Source organism: Amycolatopsis sp. TRM77291 (assembly GCF_054166285.1).
This window is the reverse complement of record NZ_JBSZHF010000001.1, coordinates 5,613,256-5,629,519: the sequence shown is the minus strand read 5'-3', so window position 1 is coordinate 5,629,519 and position 16,264 is coordinate 5,613,256. Positions and strand designations below refer to the sequence as shown.

The 16,264-nt window shown below is 70.1% G+C and carries 10 protein-coding genes; all 10 read left to right on the top strand.

Annotated features, from left to right (window positions below):
- Positions 1-151: 151 nt before the first annotated feature.
- The 10 genes from ACXIZN_RS25925 (at position 152) to ACXIZN_RS25880 (ending at position 16,261) form a co-directional block, all read left to right on the top strand.
- Positions 152-5,713, top strand: coding sequence for an amino acid adenylation domain-containing protein (locus tag ACXIZN_RS25925; protein WP_457957404.1), 5,562 nt, complete (start codon positions 152-154; stop codon positions 5,711-5,713).
- Positions 5,714-5,727: 14 nt separating this feature from the next.
- Positions 5,728-5,937 (top strand): MbtH family protein, encoded by a 210-nt coding sequence (locus ACXIZN_RS25920; protein ID WP_126733878.1) that lies wholly within the window; start codon positions 5,728-5,730, stop codon positions 5,935-5,937.
- Positions 5,938-6,469: 532 nt separating this feature from the next.
- Positions 6,470-7,645, top strand: a complete 1,176-nt coding sequence (locus tag ACXIZN_RS25915; protein ID WP_126733876.1) for a cytochrome P450 — start codon at positions 6,470-6,472, stop codon at positions 7,643-7,645.
- Positions 7,646-7,668: 23 nt separating this feature from the next.
- Positions 7,669-8,826: a cytochrome P450 gene (locus ACXIZN_RS25910; protein WP_457957402.1), complete on the top strand. Its 1,158-nt coding sequence runs from the start codon at positions 7,669-7,671 to the stop codon at positions 8,824-8,826.
- Complete coding sequence (locus tag ACXIZN_RS25905) at positions 8,816-10,012, top strand: cytochrome P450 (protein WP_457957400.1); 1,197 nt, start codon at positions 8,816-8,818, stop codon at positions 10,010-10,012. The genes ACXIZN_RS25910 and ACXIZN_RS25905 overlap by 11 nt, the downstream gene beginning before the upstream one ends.
- 233 nt (positions 10,013-10,245) lie before the next feature.
- Positions 10,246-11,487, top strand: a complete 1,242-nt coding sequence (locus ACXIZN_RS25900) for a cytochrome P450 (protein WP_457957398.1) — start codon at positions 10,246-10,248, stop codon at positions 11,485-11,487.
- 12 nt (positions 11,488-11,499) lie between these two features.
- Entirely contained in the window at positions 11,500-12,804 is a 1,305-nt protein-coding gene (locus tag ACXIZN_RS25895; RefSeq protein ID WP_457957396.1) for a glycosyltransferase, read from the top strand.
- A 21-nt stretch (positions 12,805-12,825) separates the two neighbouring features.
- Complete coding sequence (locus ACXIZN_RS25890; protein WP_457957395.1) at positions 12,826-14,043, top strand: glycosyltransferase; 1,218 nt, start codon at positions 12,826-12,828, stop codon at positions 14,041-14,043.
- A gap of 15 nt (positions 14,044-14,058) precedes the next feature.
- Positions 14,059-15,423 carry a glycosyltransferase gene (locus ACXIZN_RS25885; RefSeq protein ID WP_457957393.1) on the top strand — a complete coding sequence of 455 codons (1,365 nt, stop codon included), beginning with the start codon at positions 14,059-14,061 and terminating at the stop codon, positions 15,421-15,423.
- A gap of 25 nt (positions 15,424-15,448) precedes the next feature.
- Complete coding sequence (locus ACXIZN_RS25880; RefSeq protein WP_457957392.1) at positions 15,449-16,261, top strand: class I SAM-dependent methyltransferase; 813 nt, start codon at positions 15,449-15,451, stop codon at positions 16,259-16,261.
- Positions 16,262-16,264 lie beyond the last annotated feature (3 nt).

Sequence of the window (16,264 nt, the reverse complement as noted above, 5' to 3'; positions counted from 1 at the left end):
CTTGGAGGCGTAACTCACGTGCTTGGAGGCGTAACTCGCGTGTACGGCTCCGATCACGCGAGTTACGTCTCTGATCACGCGAGATACGCCCCCGAGCACGCGAGTCGCGCCCCCGAGCACGCGAGTTCACCCACTCACCAAGGAGCAGATCGTGACCGTTGACGACACTCGCGCGAAACCGCGTTCCAGCGTGGAGGACGTCTGGCCTCTTTCCCCGCTGCAGGAGGGAATGCTCTACCACACCGCGCTCGACGACGACGGGCCCGACACCTACACCGTGCAGACCGTCTACGGCATCGACGGCCCGCTCGACGCCGCGCTGCTGCGGGCGTCGTGGCAGGCACTCGTCGACCGGCACGCCGCGCTGCGGGCCTGTTTTCGTTACGTCAGTGGCGCGCAGATGGTGCAGGTCATCACGCGGGACGCGCAGATCCCTTGGCGCGAAACGGATCTCACCGGGCTGCCGGAGGAGATCCTCGAAAGCGAAGTGGACCGGCTGGCCGCGGACGAGCTGGCCGAGCGGCTCCGCATCGAGGTGGCGCCGCTGATGAAGCTGCACCTGATCCGGCTCGGCCCGGACCGCCACCGGCTGGTGCACACGCTGCACCACGTGCTGACCGACGGCTGGTCGATGCCGATCATCCACCGCGAACTCGCCGCGATCTACGCCGCGGGCGGGGACGCGTCCGGGCTGCCGCCCACAGTGTCCTATCGGGACTATCTCGCCTGGCTCGGCAAGCAGGACAAGGAGATCGCCCGCGCGGCCTGGCGCGAGGAGTTCGCCGGGATCGACACGCCCACCGCGGTCGCGCCCGCCGATCCCGGCCGGGTGCCGGAGATCGACACCACGATCGTCGAACTGTCCACGGAACTCACCGACGGGCTGGCGAATCTGGCGCGGAGCCACGACCTCACGCTGAACACCGTCGTGCAGGGCGCGTGGGCCGTCGTGCTGTCGCAGCTCGCCGGCCGGACCGACGTCGTGTTCGGCGCGACCGCTTCGGGCCGTCCCGCCGAACTGGCGGGTGTCGAGTCGATGGTCGGCCAGCTGCTCAACACCCTGCCGGTGCGGGTGCGGCTCGACGGCGCCCGGCGCGCGGTCGACCTGTTCGCCGAACTGCAGCGCGACCAGTCGGCGCTCATGGCGCACCAGCACCTCGGCCTCCAGGACGTACAGGCCGTGGTCGGGCCCGGCGCGGTGTTCGACACCCTCGTCATCTACGAGAACTTCCCCCGCAAGGGACTCGGCCAGGCGCACGACGGCCTGACCCTGCGTCCGGTCAAACGGGGACGCAACTCGTCGCACTACCCGTTCACCCTGGTCACCGGTCCCGGTGAGCAGATGCCGCTCATCCTCGACTACGACCGCGGCCTGTTCGACGAGAAGGTCGCCGGATCGGTCGTCGGCGCGCTCGCCCGCGTGCTGGAGCGGCTGGTCGCCGAACCCGACGTCCTCGTCGGCCGGTTGACGCTGCTGAGCGAGGCCGAACGCTCCTTGGTGGTGAACGAATTCAACGCGACCGAGGGGCCCGTGCCGGGCGACTCCGTCGTCGAGCTGTTCGCGCGGCGGGTGACCGAGGCACCCGAAGCGGTGGCGATCACCGACGCCGCGGGCGCGGACCTGACCTACGCCGCCGTCGACCAGGCCTCGAATCGGCTGGCCGCGTACCTCGCTGCCCGTGGTGTCGGCCGCGGCGACCGCGTCGGCGTGGCGATGGAACGGTCGCCGGAACTGATCATCGCGTTCCTGGCGATCTGGAAGGCGGGCGCCGCCTACGTCCCGGTGGACGTCGAGTACCCGGCCGAGCGGATCGCGTTCATCCTCGACGACTCTGCGGTCTCGGTCGTGGTGTGCACGCAGGCCACCAGTGGCGTCGTGCCGAAGGAGACGATCGTCCTCGACGCCCCGGAAACGCGGGCCGCCATCGACGCTTCCGCAGCCACGGCACGGGAATTCCGGCCCAGCGCGCACGATCTGGCCTACGTCATGTACACCTCCGGGTCCACCGGCCTGCCCAAGGGCGTGGGGATCCCGCACGGCGGTGTGGCGGGGCTGGCCGGCGACCAGGGCTGGCAGATCGGCCCCGGCGACGGCGTCCTCATGCACGCGACGCACGTCTTCGACCCGTCGCTGTACGCGATGTGGGTGCCGCTTTCGACGGGTGCCCGCGTCCTGCTCACCGAGCCGGGTGTGCTCGACGCGGCCGGGGTGCGGCAGGCCGTCGCCCGCGGCGCGAACTACGTCCACCTCACCGCCGGTACCTTCCGCGCGCTCGCGGAGACGTCGCCGGAATGCTTCGACGGCCTGGTCGAAATCGGCACCGGCGGCGACGTCGTTCCCGCGCAGTCCGTGGAGAACCTGCGCCGGGCCCAGCCGAATCTGCGGGTGCGCAACACCTACGGGCCGACCGAGACCACCCTGTGCGCGACGTGGCTCCCGATCGAACCCGGCGACGTCGTCGACCGGGAACTGCCGATCGGTCACCCCATGACGAACCGCCGGATCTACATTCTCGACGCCTTCCTGCGGCCGGTCGCGCCGGGTGTGGCCGGCGAGCTGTACATCGCGGGAACGGGGCTGGCGCGCGGATATCTCGACAGCCCGGGCCTGACGTCCGAGCGCTTCGTGGCGTGCCCGTTCCTCACGGGCGAGCGTATGTACCGCACCGGCGACCTGGCCCGCTGGACCCGCGACGGCGAGGTCGTGTTCCTCGAACGCGCCGACGACCAGGTGAAGATCCGCGGCTACCGGGTCGAACTGGGCGAGGTCGAATCCGTGCTGGCGGCCCAGCCGGGCGTGGTCGAGGCCGTCGTCATGGCGCGGGAGGACCAGCCGGGCGAGAAGCGGCTGGTCGGGTACTTCGTCTCCGACGGCGGTGACGCGGGCCCGGAGGAGATCAAGCGCCAGATGGGTCTCGTGCTGCCCGCGTACATGGTCCCGATGGCCGTCGTCGCCCTGCCCGGCCTTCCGGTCACTCCCAACGGAAAGGTCGACCGCCGGGCGCTGCCCGCCCCGGATCTCGCGGGCCGCGCGTCGGAGAAGGCGCCGGAGAGCGAATCCGAGAAGGTGCTCTGCGAGCTGTTCTCGGAGATCCTCGGCGTCGACAACGTGGGTGTCGACGACGCCTTCCACGACCTCGGCGGCAGCTCGGCGCTGGCGATGCGGCTCATCGCGCGGATCCGCGAGGTGATCGGCGTGGATCTGCCCATCCGGCAGCTGTTCTCCTCGCCGACACCCGCCGGTGTCGCCAGGGCGCTCGCCGCGAAGTCCCGTCCCGCGCTGGAGCCCGCCGAGCGGCCCGAGCGGGTTCCGCTCACCGCACGGCAGCTGCGAGCGTGGCTGCTGGCCAACCCCGGTGAGGAGACCGCCGGACTGCAGATCTCGGTCGCGCTGCGCCTGCGCGGCAGGCTCGACGTGGCCGCGCTGGCGGCCGCGCTCGGCGACGTCGCGACCCGGCACGAGGTCCTGCGCACGACGTTCCCCGGAGACGCGCAGAACGTCCGGCAGCTCGTCCACGAGCCCGCGCCCATCGAGCTGACCCCGGTGCCCGCCACCGAGGAGGAGCTTCCCGGCCTGCTCGCCGGGCTGCGCGCGTCGGTCTTCGACCTCACTCGTGAGGTTCCGTGGCGCTGCGACCTTTTCGCGCTCGCGGAAAAGGAGCACGTGCTTCACCTGCGGCTACACCGGATCCTCGCCGACGACGACTCGCTCGACGTGTTCTTCCGCGACCTGTCGGCCGCGTACGGCGCACGGCGTTCGGGCCGCGTTCCCGAGCGCGCGCCGCTGGCGCTGCAGTTCGCCGACTACGCGATCTGGGAGCAGCGGCTCCTCGCGGACGAGGACGAACCGGGCAGCCTGATCAACGAACAGGTCGTCTTCTGGCGGGACACCCTCACCGGGATCGAAGGGGAGACGGTGCTGCCGTTCGACCGGCCGCGTCCGGCAGTCCCGTCGCGCAAGGCGGGCACGGTCGCGCTGCGGCTCGGCGCCGAATCGTACGAACGGCTGACCAAAGCCGTGGAACGGCTCGGCGCGGAAACGATCCACGTCGTGCACGCCGGGCTCGCGATGCTGCTGAGTAAATCCGGCGCGGGCGAAGACCTGGTGATCGGGACGAAGCTGGCACGGGACGAAGACCTCATCGACCTCGAACCGATGATCGGGCCGTTCACCCGGCCGCTGGCCCTGCGCACGGATCTCTCCGGCGACCCGACCTTCCTCGAGGTCGTCACGCGGGTGCAGGAGGCCGTCCGGGGTGCGCGCCAGCAGCTGGACGTGCCGTTCGAGCGGATCGTCGACCTGCTGGACCTGCCTGCCTCGCTGTCCCGCCACCCCGTGTTCCAGGTGGGGCTGGAGGTCGACGAGGAGGACATCGGCGCGTGGGACGCGGCGGAACTGCCCGCCCTGCGCACCAGCGTCGAACCCGGCGGAACCGAGGCCACGGAACTGGATCTCGCGTTCAAGCTCACCGAGCGGCTCGACGAGGACGACAACGAAGACGGTCTCGAAGGCACTCTTCGTTATGCCGCTGACCTTTTCGACGAGGCCACGGCGGAATCGGTCGCGCGGCGGCTGGTCCACGTCCTGGAGCAGGTCGCGGAGGATCCCCAGCGGCGGATCAGCGAGCTGGACCTCTTCCTGGACGAGACCGAACGCGGCCGTCCGGCGATCGCGCCGGCGCGGTGGGCGGGCGAAGTGCCTTCGGTGGTCGCGGAGCTGGGTCCGGTCGGCGCGCTGGTGCTCGACGGACAGAAGCGACCTGTTGCCCCGGGCGTCGTCGGCGACCTCTACGTCACCGGACCGGCGGTGGACGAGGGCAAGACGGGTGAGCCCTGCCCGTTCGGCGAGCCGGGACACCGGATGCTGAACACCGGCCTGCTCGCCCGCAAGACCCCGGCCAAGACCCTGATCGTGGTGGGGGAGCGGCGGCGCACGAGCACCTCGGTGAAGACCGGCGACTACGAGATCCTGTTGCCGCTGCAGGCGGGCGGCGACCGGCCGCCGCTGTTCTGCGTGCACGCGAGCGGCGGGCTCAGCTGGAACTACGGGCCGCTGCTGCGGCATCTTCCCGCGAACCAGCCGGTCTACGGCGTGCAGGCCCGCGGCCTCGCGCGGACCGAACGGCTGCCCGAGAGCGTCGAAGAGATGGCGGCCGACTATCTCGCGCATATCCGTGCCGTGCAGCCGACCGGGCCGTATCACCTGCTCGGCTGGTCGCTCGGCGGCCGGATCGCGCAGGCGATGGCCGCGATGCTCGAAGCCGAGGGGGAAGAACTCGGCCTGCTCGCGCTGCTCGACGCCTACCCCGTCTACATGGGACGGAACGCGACCGGCACGGTGACCGAAGAGGCGGCGCGCGACGAAGACGGCCTCCAGAAACGGAAACAGCAGGATCTGGAGCTGGCGGGCGGAATGGTCCAGGGCCCCGGCGCCCGGGAACGGCTCGAAGCGGTCATGAAGAACCTCTGGAAGGTGGGGCCGCAGCACACGGCCTCGCCGTTCAACGGCGACATCCTGCTCTTCGTCGCCTCGGAGGACCGGCCGGCGCACCTGCCCGTGTCGGAGGCCGTCGCCGGCTGGAAGGACTTCACCAGCGGCACGATCGAACACCACGAGATCCCGACCAACCATTACGACATGGTGCAACCCGCGGCGTTGGTCCAGATTGGATCCATCGTCGCCGAGAAGCTCCGGCCTCGGCCGGGCGCGTGAAAGGAAAAGCGATCATGAGCAACCCCTTTGACAACGAAGACGGTTCCTTTTTCGTGCTGGTGAACGACGAGGGCCAGCACTCGCTCTGGCCGACGTTCGCCGAGGTGCCCGCCGGCTGGACCCGTGTTCACGGCGAGGCCTCGCGCCAGGAATGCCTCGCCTACGTCGAGGAGAACTGGACCGACCTGCGGCCGAAGAGCCTGATCGCCGAAGTCAACGGCTGAGCGAGGGTGTCCAGCCGCTCAATCCGGGCGGTTGGACGAGCTCGGCGCCCGCTTGCTCTCGTGAGTGGTAAGGACGGTTCTGACCGTTCTTACCACTCACGAGGCGAGCCGCGCACACCTCCGCCGAGGTTGCGAAAGCCACTTTCGCAACACGTCACCCCCGCCCCGCTCCCCGGCAGTCCGCTCCCGACGGCGACCGTGTCGCGAAAGCCACTTTCGAGACATCTGACGTCCCGAANCGAGGCGAGCCGCGCACACCTCCGCCGAGGTTGCGAAAGCCACTTTCGCAACACGTCACCCCCGCCCCGCTCCCCGGCAGTCCGCTCCCGACGGCGACCGTGTCGCGAAAGCCACTTTCGAGACATCTGACGTCCCGAAAGTGGCTTTCGCGACACGCTCCGGCGCGAGTTGCGAGGGCCCGGAACGAGAAGCACGCCCAGATCCGGACGGTTGGACGAACTCGACGCTCGTCCGCCCAAGCCGAGAACATCATTCCCGCGCGCGACGGCCGGTCGAGGCGAAAGGAACTGCCGTGTTCGAGGAGCTCAACGTCGTCAAGGGTTTGGAAATCCACCGGAGGAACCGCTTCGACCCGGGGGCCGAACTCCTGTCCCTGATGGCCGAAGGCCCCATCTCCGCCCTGGGCACCGAGGAAGACGGTGAACGGCGGACGGCCTGGCTCGCCACCGGCTACGACGAGGTCCGCCAGGTCCTCAGCTCGGACAAGTTCAGCGCGCGCCTGATCTACGGGGGCACCGCGGCCGGTATCGCCTGGCCCGGCTTCCTCACCCACTACGACCCGCCGGACCACACGCGGCTGCGCCGGTTGGTCACCCCGCCGTTCACCATGCGGCGGATGAAGGATTTCCGCCCCGAGGTCGCGCAGATCGTCGAAGACGCCTTGGACACCATCGAGGACATGGGCGGCCCGGTGGATTTCGTCCCGCATTTCGGCTGGGCGATCGCCACGACGGCGACCTGCGACTTCCTCGGCATCCCGCGGGACGACCAGGCGGATCTGTCCCGCACCCTGCACGCCAGCCGGACCGAGCGGACGGACAAACGGCGCAACGCGGCGGGCAACAAGTACATGCAGTACATGAACAAGGCCGTCGCCCGCGTGCGCCGCGATCCCGGTGACGACCTGTTCGGCGTCGTGGTGCGCGAACACGGCGACGAGATCACCGACGCGGAACTGGCCGGGGTGGCCGCGTTCATCATGGGCGCCGGCGGCGACCAGGTCGCCCGGTTCCTCGCGGCGGGTGCGCTGCTGATGGTCGATTTCCCGGAGCAGTTCGACATCCTGCGGGACCAGCCGGACACGATCCCGGACTGGCTGGAGGAGCTGAACCGGTACCTCACCACCGACGAGAAGCTCCACCCTCGTATCGCGAAGGAGGACGTGACGATCGGCGGCCGTCTGGTCAAGGCCGGAGACACCGTCACGTGTTCCCTGCTCGGCGCGAACCGGGCGAAGTTCCCCGCGCCGGAGGACGAATTCGACATCACCCGGGAGAAGTCGCCGCATGTCTCGTTCGGGCACGGGATCCACCACTGCCTCGGCAGGCCGCTGGCGGAGATGGTGTTCCGGGAGGCGATTCCCGCGCTGGCACGGCGTTTCCCCAAGCTGAGGCTCGCCGAGCCCGATCGCAAACTCAAGTTCGGACCGCCACCGTTCGACGTGGAAGCCCTGCCGCTCGACTGGTAACGCCAGAAAGCCTGAGGAGAATCATGGTATTTCCCTTGCCGCATCAGCGGATCCGGCTCGATCCGGCGCCGGAGCTCTGGGCGTTGCACCAGGAAGGCCCGCTGCACAGGTACGACACGGAGACGGGGCTGAACGGCCGCAGGCAATGGTTGGTCACCGGGTACGACGAGGTGCGCGAGATCCTCGCCGACGCCACGCGGTTCAGCTCGATGCGGCCGGTCGACGACGAGGCGGACCGCGCCCACCTGCCAGGGATCCTGCAGGCCTACGACCCGCCCGATCACACCCGCCTGCGCGGGACGGTGGCCGGGGCGTTCAGCGTCCGGCGGATCGAGCGGTTGCGGCCGCGGGTCGAGGAAGTCATCGAAGAGGGCCTCGACGATCTGGAGAGCATGGGTTCGCCGATCGACTTCGTCCGGTACGCGGGCTGGCCCATCCCGGCGCTGATCGCCTGCGAGTTCCTCGGTGTCCCGCGTGACGACCAGGCCGATCTGTCGCGGATGATCCGGGACAGCCGGGAGAGCCGGATCCCCAAGCAGCGGGCCCAGTCGAGCCTCGGTGTCGTCAACTACTGCGAAAAGCTCGCCGCCCGCGAACGCCGCGATCCCGGCGACGAGCTGATCGGCTTCATCGTGCGCGAGCACGGCGACAAGGTCAGCGACGAGGAACTTTCGGGGCTCGCCGAGGCGATCCTGATCGTGGCCGTCGAGCAGATGGCCGCCCAGCTGGCGATGGCGGTGCTCCTGTTCGCGACGAACCCGGCGCAGCTGTCCTTGCTGCGCGAGCGCCCGGAACTGGTCGACAGCGCGACCGAGGAAGTCCTGCGCTTCCCGACGATCGTCGAGGCGCCCTCTCCCCGGACCGCGCTCGTCGACCTGAACATCGCCGGCTACGACATCCGCGCCGGGGATGTGCTGACGTGTTCGATGCTGGCGGTCAACCGCGCGCTCGGGGACAAGTTCGACATCACCCGCGAGAACAGCCCGGGGCATCTCGCCTTCGGGCACGGCATCCACCACTGCGTCGGGGCCCCGCTGGCGAGGCTCGAACTGCGGGTCGCGCTGCCGATCCTGGCGCGCCGCTTCCCGGCACTGCGGCTGGCGGTCCCGGAGGAGGAACTGCGGTTCGTGGCGGGCAAACCCGCCCCGTTCAACATCGAGGAGCTCCCCGTTGAGTGGTGAGGACACGCGTCCGCTGCACATCCGCAGGCAGGACCTCGACCCGGCGGACGAGCTGCGCGCCGCCGGGCCGCTGTCGAAGGTCACGGTGGGCACCGGGGCGGACGCCGAAACCATCTGGATGGCCGCGGGGCACTCGGTCGTCCGCCAGGTTTTGGGCGACCACAAGCGATTCAGCACCCGGCGCCGCTGGCACGAGCACGACGAGGTCGGCGGGCAGGGCATCTTCCGCCCGCAAGAGCTCGTCGGCAACCTGATGGACTACGACCCGCCCGAGCACACCCGGATGCGGCAGAAGCTGACTCCGGGATTCACCCTGCGGAAGATGCGGCGCATGGAGCCGTACATCGAGCAGATCGTGACGGAACGGCTCGATGCCATGGAGGACGAGGGATCCCCCGCCGACGTGATCGAGCTCGTCGCCGACGAAGTGCCGGGAGCCGTGCTGTGCGAACTGATCGGGGTGCCCCGTGACGACCGCGCCATGTTCCTCAAGCTGTGCCACGGGCATCTCGACGCCTCGCTGAGCCAGCGGAGACGGGCGGCCGCCGGCGAGGCGTTCTCCCGTTACCTGCTGGCGATGATCGCCAGGAACCGTGAGGAACCCGGCGAAGGGCTGATCGGTGCGGTCGTCGCCGAACACGGCGACGAAGCCACCGACGAGGAACTGCGGGGATTCTGCGTTCAGGTGATGCTGGCCGGTGACGACAACATCTCCGGCATGATCGGCCTCGGCGTACTGGCTCTCCTGCGGCATCCCGAGCAACTCGCCGCGATCCGCGGTGACGGCCAGGCGGCGGACCGCGCGGTCGACGAGCTGATCCGGTACCTCACGGTCCCGTACGCTCCGACACCCCGCACCGCCATGGAGGACGTCGTCATCGGGGAAGAGGTCATCAAGGAGGGCGAGACCGTGCTCTGCTCGCTCCCCATGGCGAACCGTGATCCCGCGCTGGTGCCGGATCCGGACCGGCTCGATCTCACGCGGGAGCCCGCGCCACATGTGGCGTTCGGGCACGGGATCCACCACTGTCTCGGCGCTTCGCTGGCGCGGCTCGAACTGCGGACGGTCTTCACGTTGCTGTGGCGGCGTTTTCCGGACCTGAGGCTCGCGGATCCCGAGAAGGACACCATGTTCCGTCTCACCACGCCGGCTTACGGGCTCACGAGCCTGATGGTCGAATGGTGAGTTCCGGTTGGCGGTGACGTGCCGTGTCGCGAAAGCCACTTTCGCGACGCTGGATGTCCCGAAAGTGGCTTTCGCGACATGGGAAGGGCACGTCGCCGACCTCGCCTCACCATTTCCCCTGAGCCACTCACGAGTCGTCCATGTCGGCGCTGGACGTCCCGCCCGATCGCGGATGAAGATTGCGGCGCGGCACAACGGCCGGACCGCAGGTCACTGAAGGAGCTTCCATCGGTATGGAGCACGCAATCGACGAGGTCGCGCCGGCCGTGGAGCCGACGGCCAATTACATGATGCGGACGCACTGCGATCCGCACGAGGACATGTTCACGTTGCGAGAGAAGGGACCGCTGGTCCGGATTCTCGGCGACGCGTCCACGCAGCTCGGCAAGGGCTACGTCTGGCAGGCGCTCGGGTACGACGTCGTCCGCAAGATCCTCGGCGACCACGAGAACTTCACGACACGGCCCCGGCTCACCGAGGCGGAAGCCGAGCGGACGACGAACGGCGAAGACGTTCCCATGGCGCCGCAGTTCGTCGGCCAGATCTCGACCTACGACCCGCCAGAGCACACGCGGCTGCGGCGGATGCTGACGCCGGAGTTCACCGTCCGGCGGATCCGGCGGCTGGAACCCGCGATCCAGGAACTCATCGACGAACGTCTCGACGAGGTCGAGGCCGAAGGCGCGCACGCTGACGTACAAGGACTTTTCGCCGACCCGGTGGGCGGCGGTGTCCTTTGTGAACTGCTCGGCATCCCGCGCGACGACCGCAACGAGTTCATCCGGCGGATCCGGCGCAACGTCGATCTCAGCCGCGGATTCAAGGCGAGGGCCGCCGACAGCGCGGCGTTCAACCAGTACCTGCTCGGTCTCATCACCCGCCAGCGCAAGGATCCCGACGACGGCTTCCTCGGCATGCTCGTCCGCGAGCACGGCGACAACGTCACCGACGACGAGCTGAAGGGCCTGTGCACGGCGCTGCTGCTCGGCGGTGTCGAGACCGTCGCGGGAATGCTGGGCTTCGGGGTGCTCGCGCTCCTGGATCACCCCGACCAGAAGCAGATGCTCTTCGAGGGCAGGGAACAGGCGGATCGTGTCGTCAACGAACTGCTGCGTTATCTCTCGCCCGTGCAGCAGCCGAATCCGCGGATGGCGCTCAGGGACGTCGTCGTGGGCGGGCAGCTGATCAAGGCGGGGGATTACGTCCTCTGCTCGATCCTGATGGCGAACCGGGACGAAGCGCTGACGCCGAACCCGAACGTCCTCGACGCGCGGCGCCCTCCGGTTTCGGACGTCGGCTTCGGGCACGGCATCCATTACTGCATCGGCGCCGCGGTCGCGAGGTCGGTGCTGCGCATGGCTTATCAGTCCCTGTGGCAGCGATTCCCCGGGCTGCGCCTGGCGGTGTCCAACGACGAGGTCAAACTCCGGAACGCGTTCATCGACTGCCCGGATCAATTGCCGGTCACCTGGTAGAGGGGAAGCGAAATGCGCGTGTTGTTGTGGGCGTGTGGCTCACGCGGGGATGTCGAGCCGCTGGTGGCCTTGGCCGCGCGGCTGAAGGAATCCGGCGCCGAGGTGCGGGTGTGCGCGCCGCCGGACAGCGCGGAGCGGCTGGCCGAGATCGACGTGCCGCTGGTGCCGGTCGCCCGGCCGGACCGCGGGATGAACGACGGCGAGGGCCGGGATCCCGAGCTCGCCGCCGCCGGGATCGCCGACCAGTTCGACCAGATGCCCGCCGTCGCCGAAGGCTGCGACGTCGTCGTGGCGACCGGTCTGCTGTCCGGCGCGGTCGCGGTGCGATCGGTGGCCGAGAAGCTCGGAATTCCTTACTACTACGTCGCTTTGTGCCCGATCCACCTGCCGAGTCACCTCGATGCGCCGCAGCGGGAGATGTACAACCAGGGCGCCGACGGCCTGTTCGGTGACGTGCTCAACGCGAAGCGGGCCGAGATCGGCCTGGCGCCGGTGAAGAACCTCTTCGACTACTGCTCCACCGAAAAGCCTTTGCTGGCCGCGGATCCGATCCTCGCTCCGCTGGAGCCGCGACACGAGGCCGTGCAGACCGGCGCGTGGATCCTGCCCGACGAGCGGCCGCTTCCCGCCGACCTGGAGGCGTTCCTCGCCGCCNACTACTGCTCCACCGAAAAGCCTTTGCTGGCCGCGGATCCGATCCTCGCTCCGCTGGAGCCGCGACACGAGGCCGTGCAGACCGGCGCGTGGATCCTGCCCGACGAGCGGCCGCTTCCCGCCGACCTGGAGGCGTTCCTCGCCGCCGGTCCGCCGCCGGTGTACGTCGGTTTCGGCAGCTCGCCCGGAACCGCCGACGCGGCGTCCGTCGCCATCAAGGCGATCCGTGCCCAGGGGCACCGGGTCATCCTTTCCCGTGGCTGGGCGGGTTTGGACCTGCCCGAGGACGAGGACGACTGTTTCGCCGTCGACGAGGTGAACCTCCAGGAGCTGTTCCGGAGGGTCGCCGTCTCCATCCACCACGACGGCACGGGCACGACCCATATCGCCACCCGCGCGGGCTCGCCGCAGATCATCGTGCGGTCGATCGTCGGCCAGCAGTACTACTCCGACCGGGTCGCCGAACTGGGGATCGGGGTCGCCCTCGAAGGGCCGGCCCCGACGTTCGGGGCCATGTCCGCCGCGCTCACCACGGCACTGGCTCCAGAGACGCGGGCCAAAGCGACCGAGGTCGCCGGCACGATCCCCGCCGACGGGACCGCGGTGGCCGTGGATCTGCTGCGCGACGCGGTCAGCCGGGAAAAGCCGTCGGTTCCCGCCTGAACTGAAAGAACGGGGAATTACGTGAAGCGCGTGTTGCTGGCGACGTCCGGAAGCCGAGGGGACGTCGAGCCGCTGGTGGCGTTGGCCGTACGGCTGCGGGAGGCGGGCGCCGAGGTGCGGATGGCCGCGCCACCGGACTCCTCCGAGCGGCTGGCCGGGGTCGGTGTCCCGCTGGTGCCGGTCGGCCAGTCGACCCGCACCGCGATCAAGGGGGCGAAGCCGCCGTCTCCCGAGGACGGTCCGCGGCTTTCGGCCGAGGCGATGGCCGTCCAGTTCGCCGAGGTCCCGGCGGCCGCCGAGGGCTGTGACGTCGTGGTGACGACCGGGATGCTGGCCACCGCGGTCGCCGTGCGGTCCGTGGCGGAGAAACTCGGAATCCCTTATTACTACGGCTTTTACTGCCCGCGCTTCATCCCGTCGCCGCATTACGCGCCGCCGCCCCCGCTCGGCGAGCCGCCCGCGCCGGAAGGCACCGACAACCGGGCGCTGTGGGAGCGCAACAGCCGGAGCGCGCTCAAGCGCTTCGGCGAGCCGCTCAACAGTCAGCGGGCCGCGATCGGTCTCCCACCGGTCGAGGACATCTTCGGGTACGGCTTCACCGATCACCCGCTGCTGGCCGCCGACGCGTCCCTCGCCCCGCTCCAGCCGACGGATCTCGACGTCGTCCAGACCGGCGCTTGGACACTGCCCGACCAGCGGCCGCTTTCCCCGGAGCTGGAGGCGTTCCTCGCCGCCGGTCCGCCGCCGGTATACGTCGGATTCGGCAGCATGCGCGCTCCCGACGAGGCCGCTAAGGTCGCCATCGAAGCGGTGCGGGCCCACGGCCGCCGCGTGATCATTTCCCGCGGCTGGGCCGATCTCGCGCTGATCGACGACCGGAGCGACTGCTTCGCCGCGGGGGAGGGCAACCAGCAGCTCCTGTTCGGCCGGGTCGCCGCCGCCGTCCATCACGGCGGCGCGGGCACGACGACCACGGCCACGCGGGCGGGTGTCCCGCAGGTCGTCGTCCCGCAGATGGCGGACCAGCCGTACTTCGCCGGCAGGGTGGCCGAGCTGGGCATCGGCGTGGCGCACGACGGCCCGACACCGACCTTCGATTCCCTGTCGGCCGCGCTCGAAACGGCTCTCGCCCCCGAAACCCGGGAGCGGGCGACGGCGGTGGCGGGCACGGTCCGCACCGACGGGGCCGCCGTGGCCGCGAAATTCCTCCTCGACGCGGTCGACCGCGTTTCCGTCTGAAGCCAGGGGTACGAGATGCGTGTGTTGTTGTCGACGACCGGTCTCCGCGGAGACGTCGAACCGGTGGTCGCGCTGGCGGTGCGGTTGCGGGAACTCGGCACCGAGGTGCGGGTGTGCGCGCCGCCGGACACCGGGGAGCGGCTGGCCGAGTTCGCCGTCCCGTTCGTCCCGGTCGGGCAGTCGTTGCGCGCCATGATGCGGGGGATGGCGGAGGGGCCGGAGCCCCGGCGCCCCGCCGACGAGCTCGCCGAGCAGTTCGACGCGGTCCCGGCGGCGGCCGAGGGCTGTGACGTGGTGCTGGCGACCGGCGTCCTGTCCGCCGCCATCGGCGTCCGGTCGGTGGCGGAAAGCCTGGACATCCCGTACTTCTACGCCGCGTACTGCCCGATTTACCTGCCGTCGCCGTACTACCCGCCGCCCCTGTCTCGGGGCGACGGCCGTCCGCCCAAGGAGGCCATGGACGACAACCGGGCGCTGTGGGACTTCTACAACGAGGTCTTCTCCCGGCGGTACTCGGACGCGCTCAACGGCCGTCGCGCGGCGCTCGGACTGCCGCCGGTGGAGAACCTCGTCCAGTACGGCTTCACCGAACAGCCCTGGATGGCGGCGGATCCGGTGCTCGCTCCGCCCCGGCCCGAACTCGGCGCCGTGCAGACCGGCGCGTGGATCCTGCCCGACGAGCGGCCGCTTCCCGCCGACCTGGAGGCGTTCCTCGCCGCCGCCGTGCAGACCGGCGCGTGGATCCTGCCCGACGAGCGGCCGCTTCCCGCCGACCTGGAGGCGTTCCTCGCCGCCGGTCCGCCGCCGGTGTACGTCGGTTTCGGCAGCGAGCGGCCGCTTCCCGCCGACCTGGAGGCGTTCCTCGCCGCCGGTCCGCCGCCGGTGTACGTCGGTTTCGGCAGCACGCCCGAAATCGCGGACACGGTGAAGCTGGCCGTCGAGGCGATCCGCGCGCAGGGGCACCGGGTGGTCCTCTCGCGGGGCTGGGCGGACATGGCGCTCCCCGACGACGGAGCCGACTGCTTCGCCGTGGGCGAGGTGAACCTGCAGGCGCTGTTCGGCCGCGTCGCCGCCGTCGTCCACCACGCCGGCGGGGGCACGACGACGGTCGCCGCGCGGGCGGGTGTCCCGCAGGTCGTGCTGCCCCAGATCACCGACCAGCCGTACTTCGCCGAGCAGGTGGCCGCGCTGGGCATCGGCGTGGCGTTCGAGGAGTTCGGCCCGGCCCCGACCTTCGACTCGCTGTCCGCCGCGCTGGCGTCGGCGCTGTCCCCGGAGACCCGGGCCCGCGCGAAAGCCGTCGCGGACACGCTCCGCACCGACGGAACCACCGTCGCCGCGGAGCGTCTACGCGCCGCCGTCGGCCGCGTTTCCGTCTGACCATCAACCGACCAGGGTGAGGAAAATGTCCGATCTGGCTGCAGCACCGCACGAGAACCGGCAGATGGCGCAGTGGTTCGGCGCCGACGCCGAACGGTACGACCGCGCCCGGCCCACCTACCCCGAAGCACTGGTCGACCGGGTCGTCTCGATGAGCCCCGGCAAGAACTTCGTCGACGTCGGTTGCGGCACCGGCCTTTCGTCCCGCCCGTTCCAGGCGGCGGGGTGCACGGTGCTCGGCGTCGAGCCGGACGCGCGGATGGCGGAGGTCGCCCGCAGGCGCGGGCTCGACGTCGAGGTCGCCAAGTTCGAGGACTGGGACCCGGCCGGCCGCACCTTCGACGCGGTCACCTCGGGGACCGCCTGGCACTGGGTGGACCCGTTCGCGGGCGCGGCCAAGGTGGCGGACGTGCTCGCGCCGAATGGGCTGATCGCGTTGTTCGACAATGGTTTCGAGCTCCCGGAGGCCGTCATGACGGCGCAGGGGGAGGCGTACCGGCACGCGATGCCGGACGTGAAGTTCGAGCCACCGTCCAAAAAGGACGAAGACGTCGAAGAGTACGTCCAGCAGGTCTACGCCAAGCAGTACGTGAAGGCGGCGGAAGGCATCCTCCGGACCGGCGCGTTCAGCCGGCCGGAGGAACTGCGCTTCGAGTGGTCGCGTGTCTGCACCCGTGACGAGTGGCTGGACCAGATCCCGACGCAGGGCGGGCTCAACCACCTCGCGGAGGACGCGCGCGCCCGGTTCCTGGCGTATCTCGGCTCGGCCATCGACGACATCGGTGGCTCGTTCACCATCAACTACGCCACGGTGGGCATCGCCGCGGTCCGGCGCTGAAGT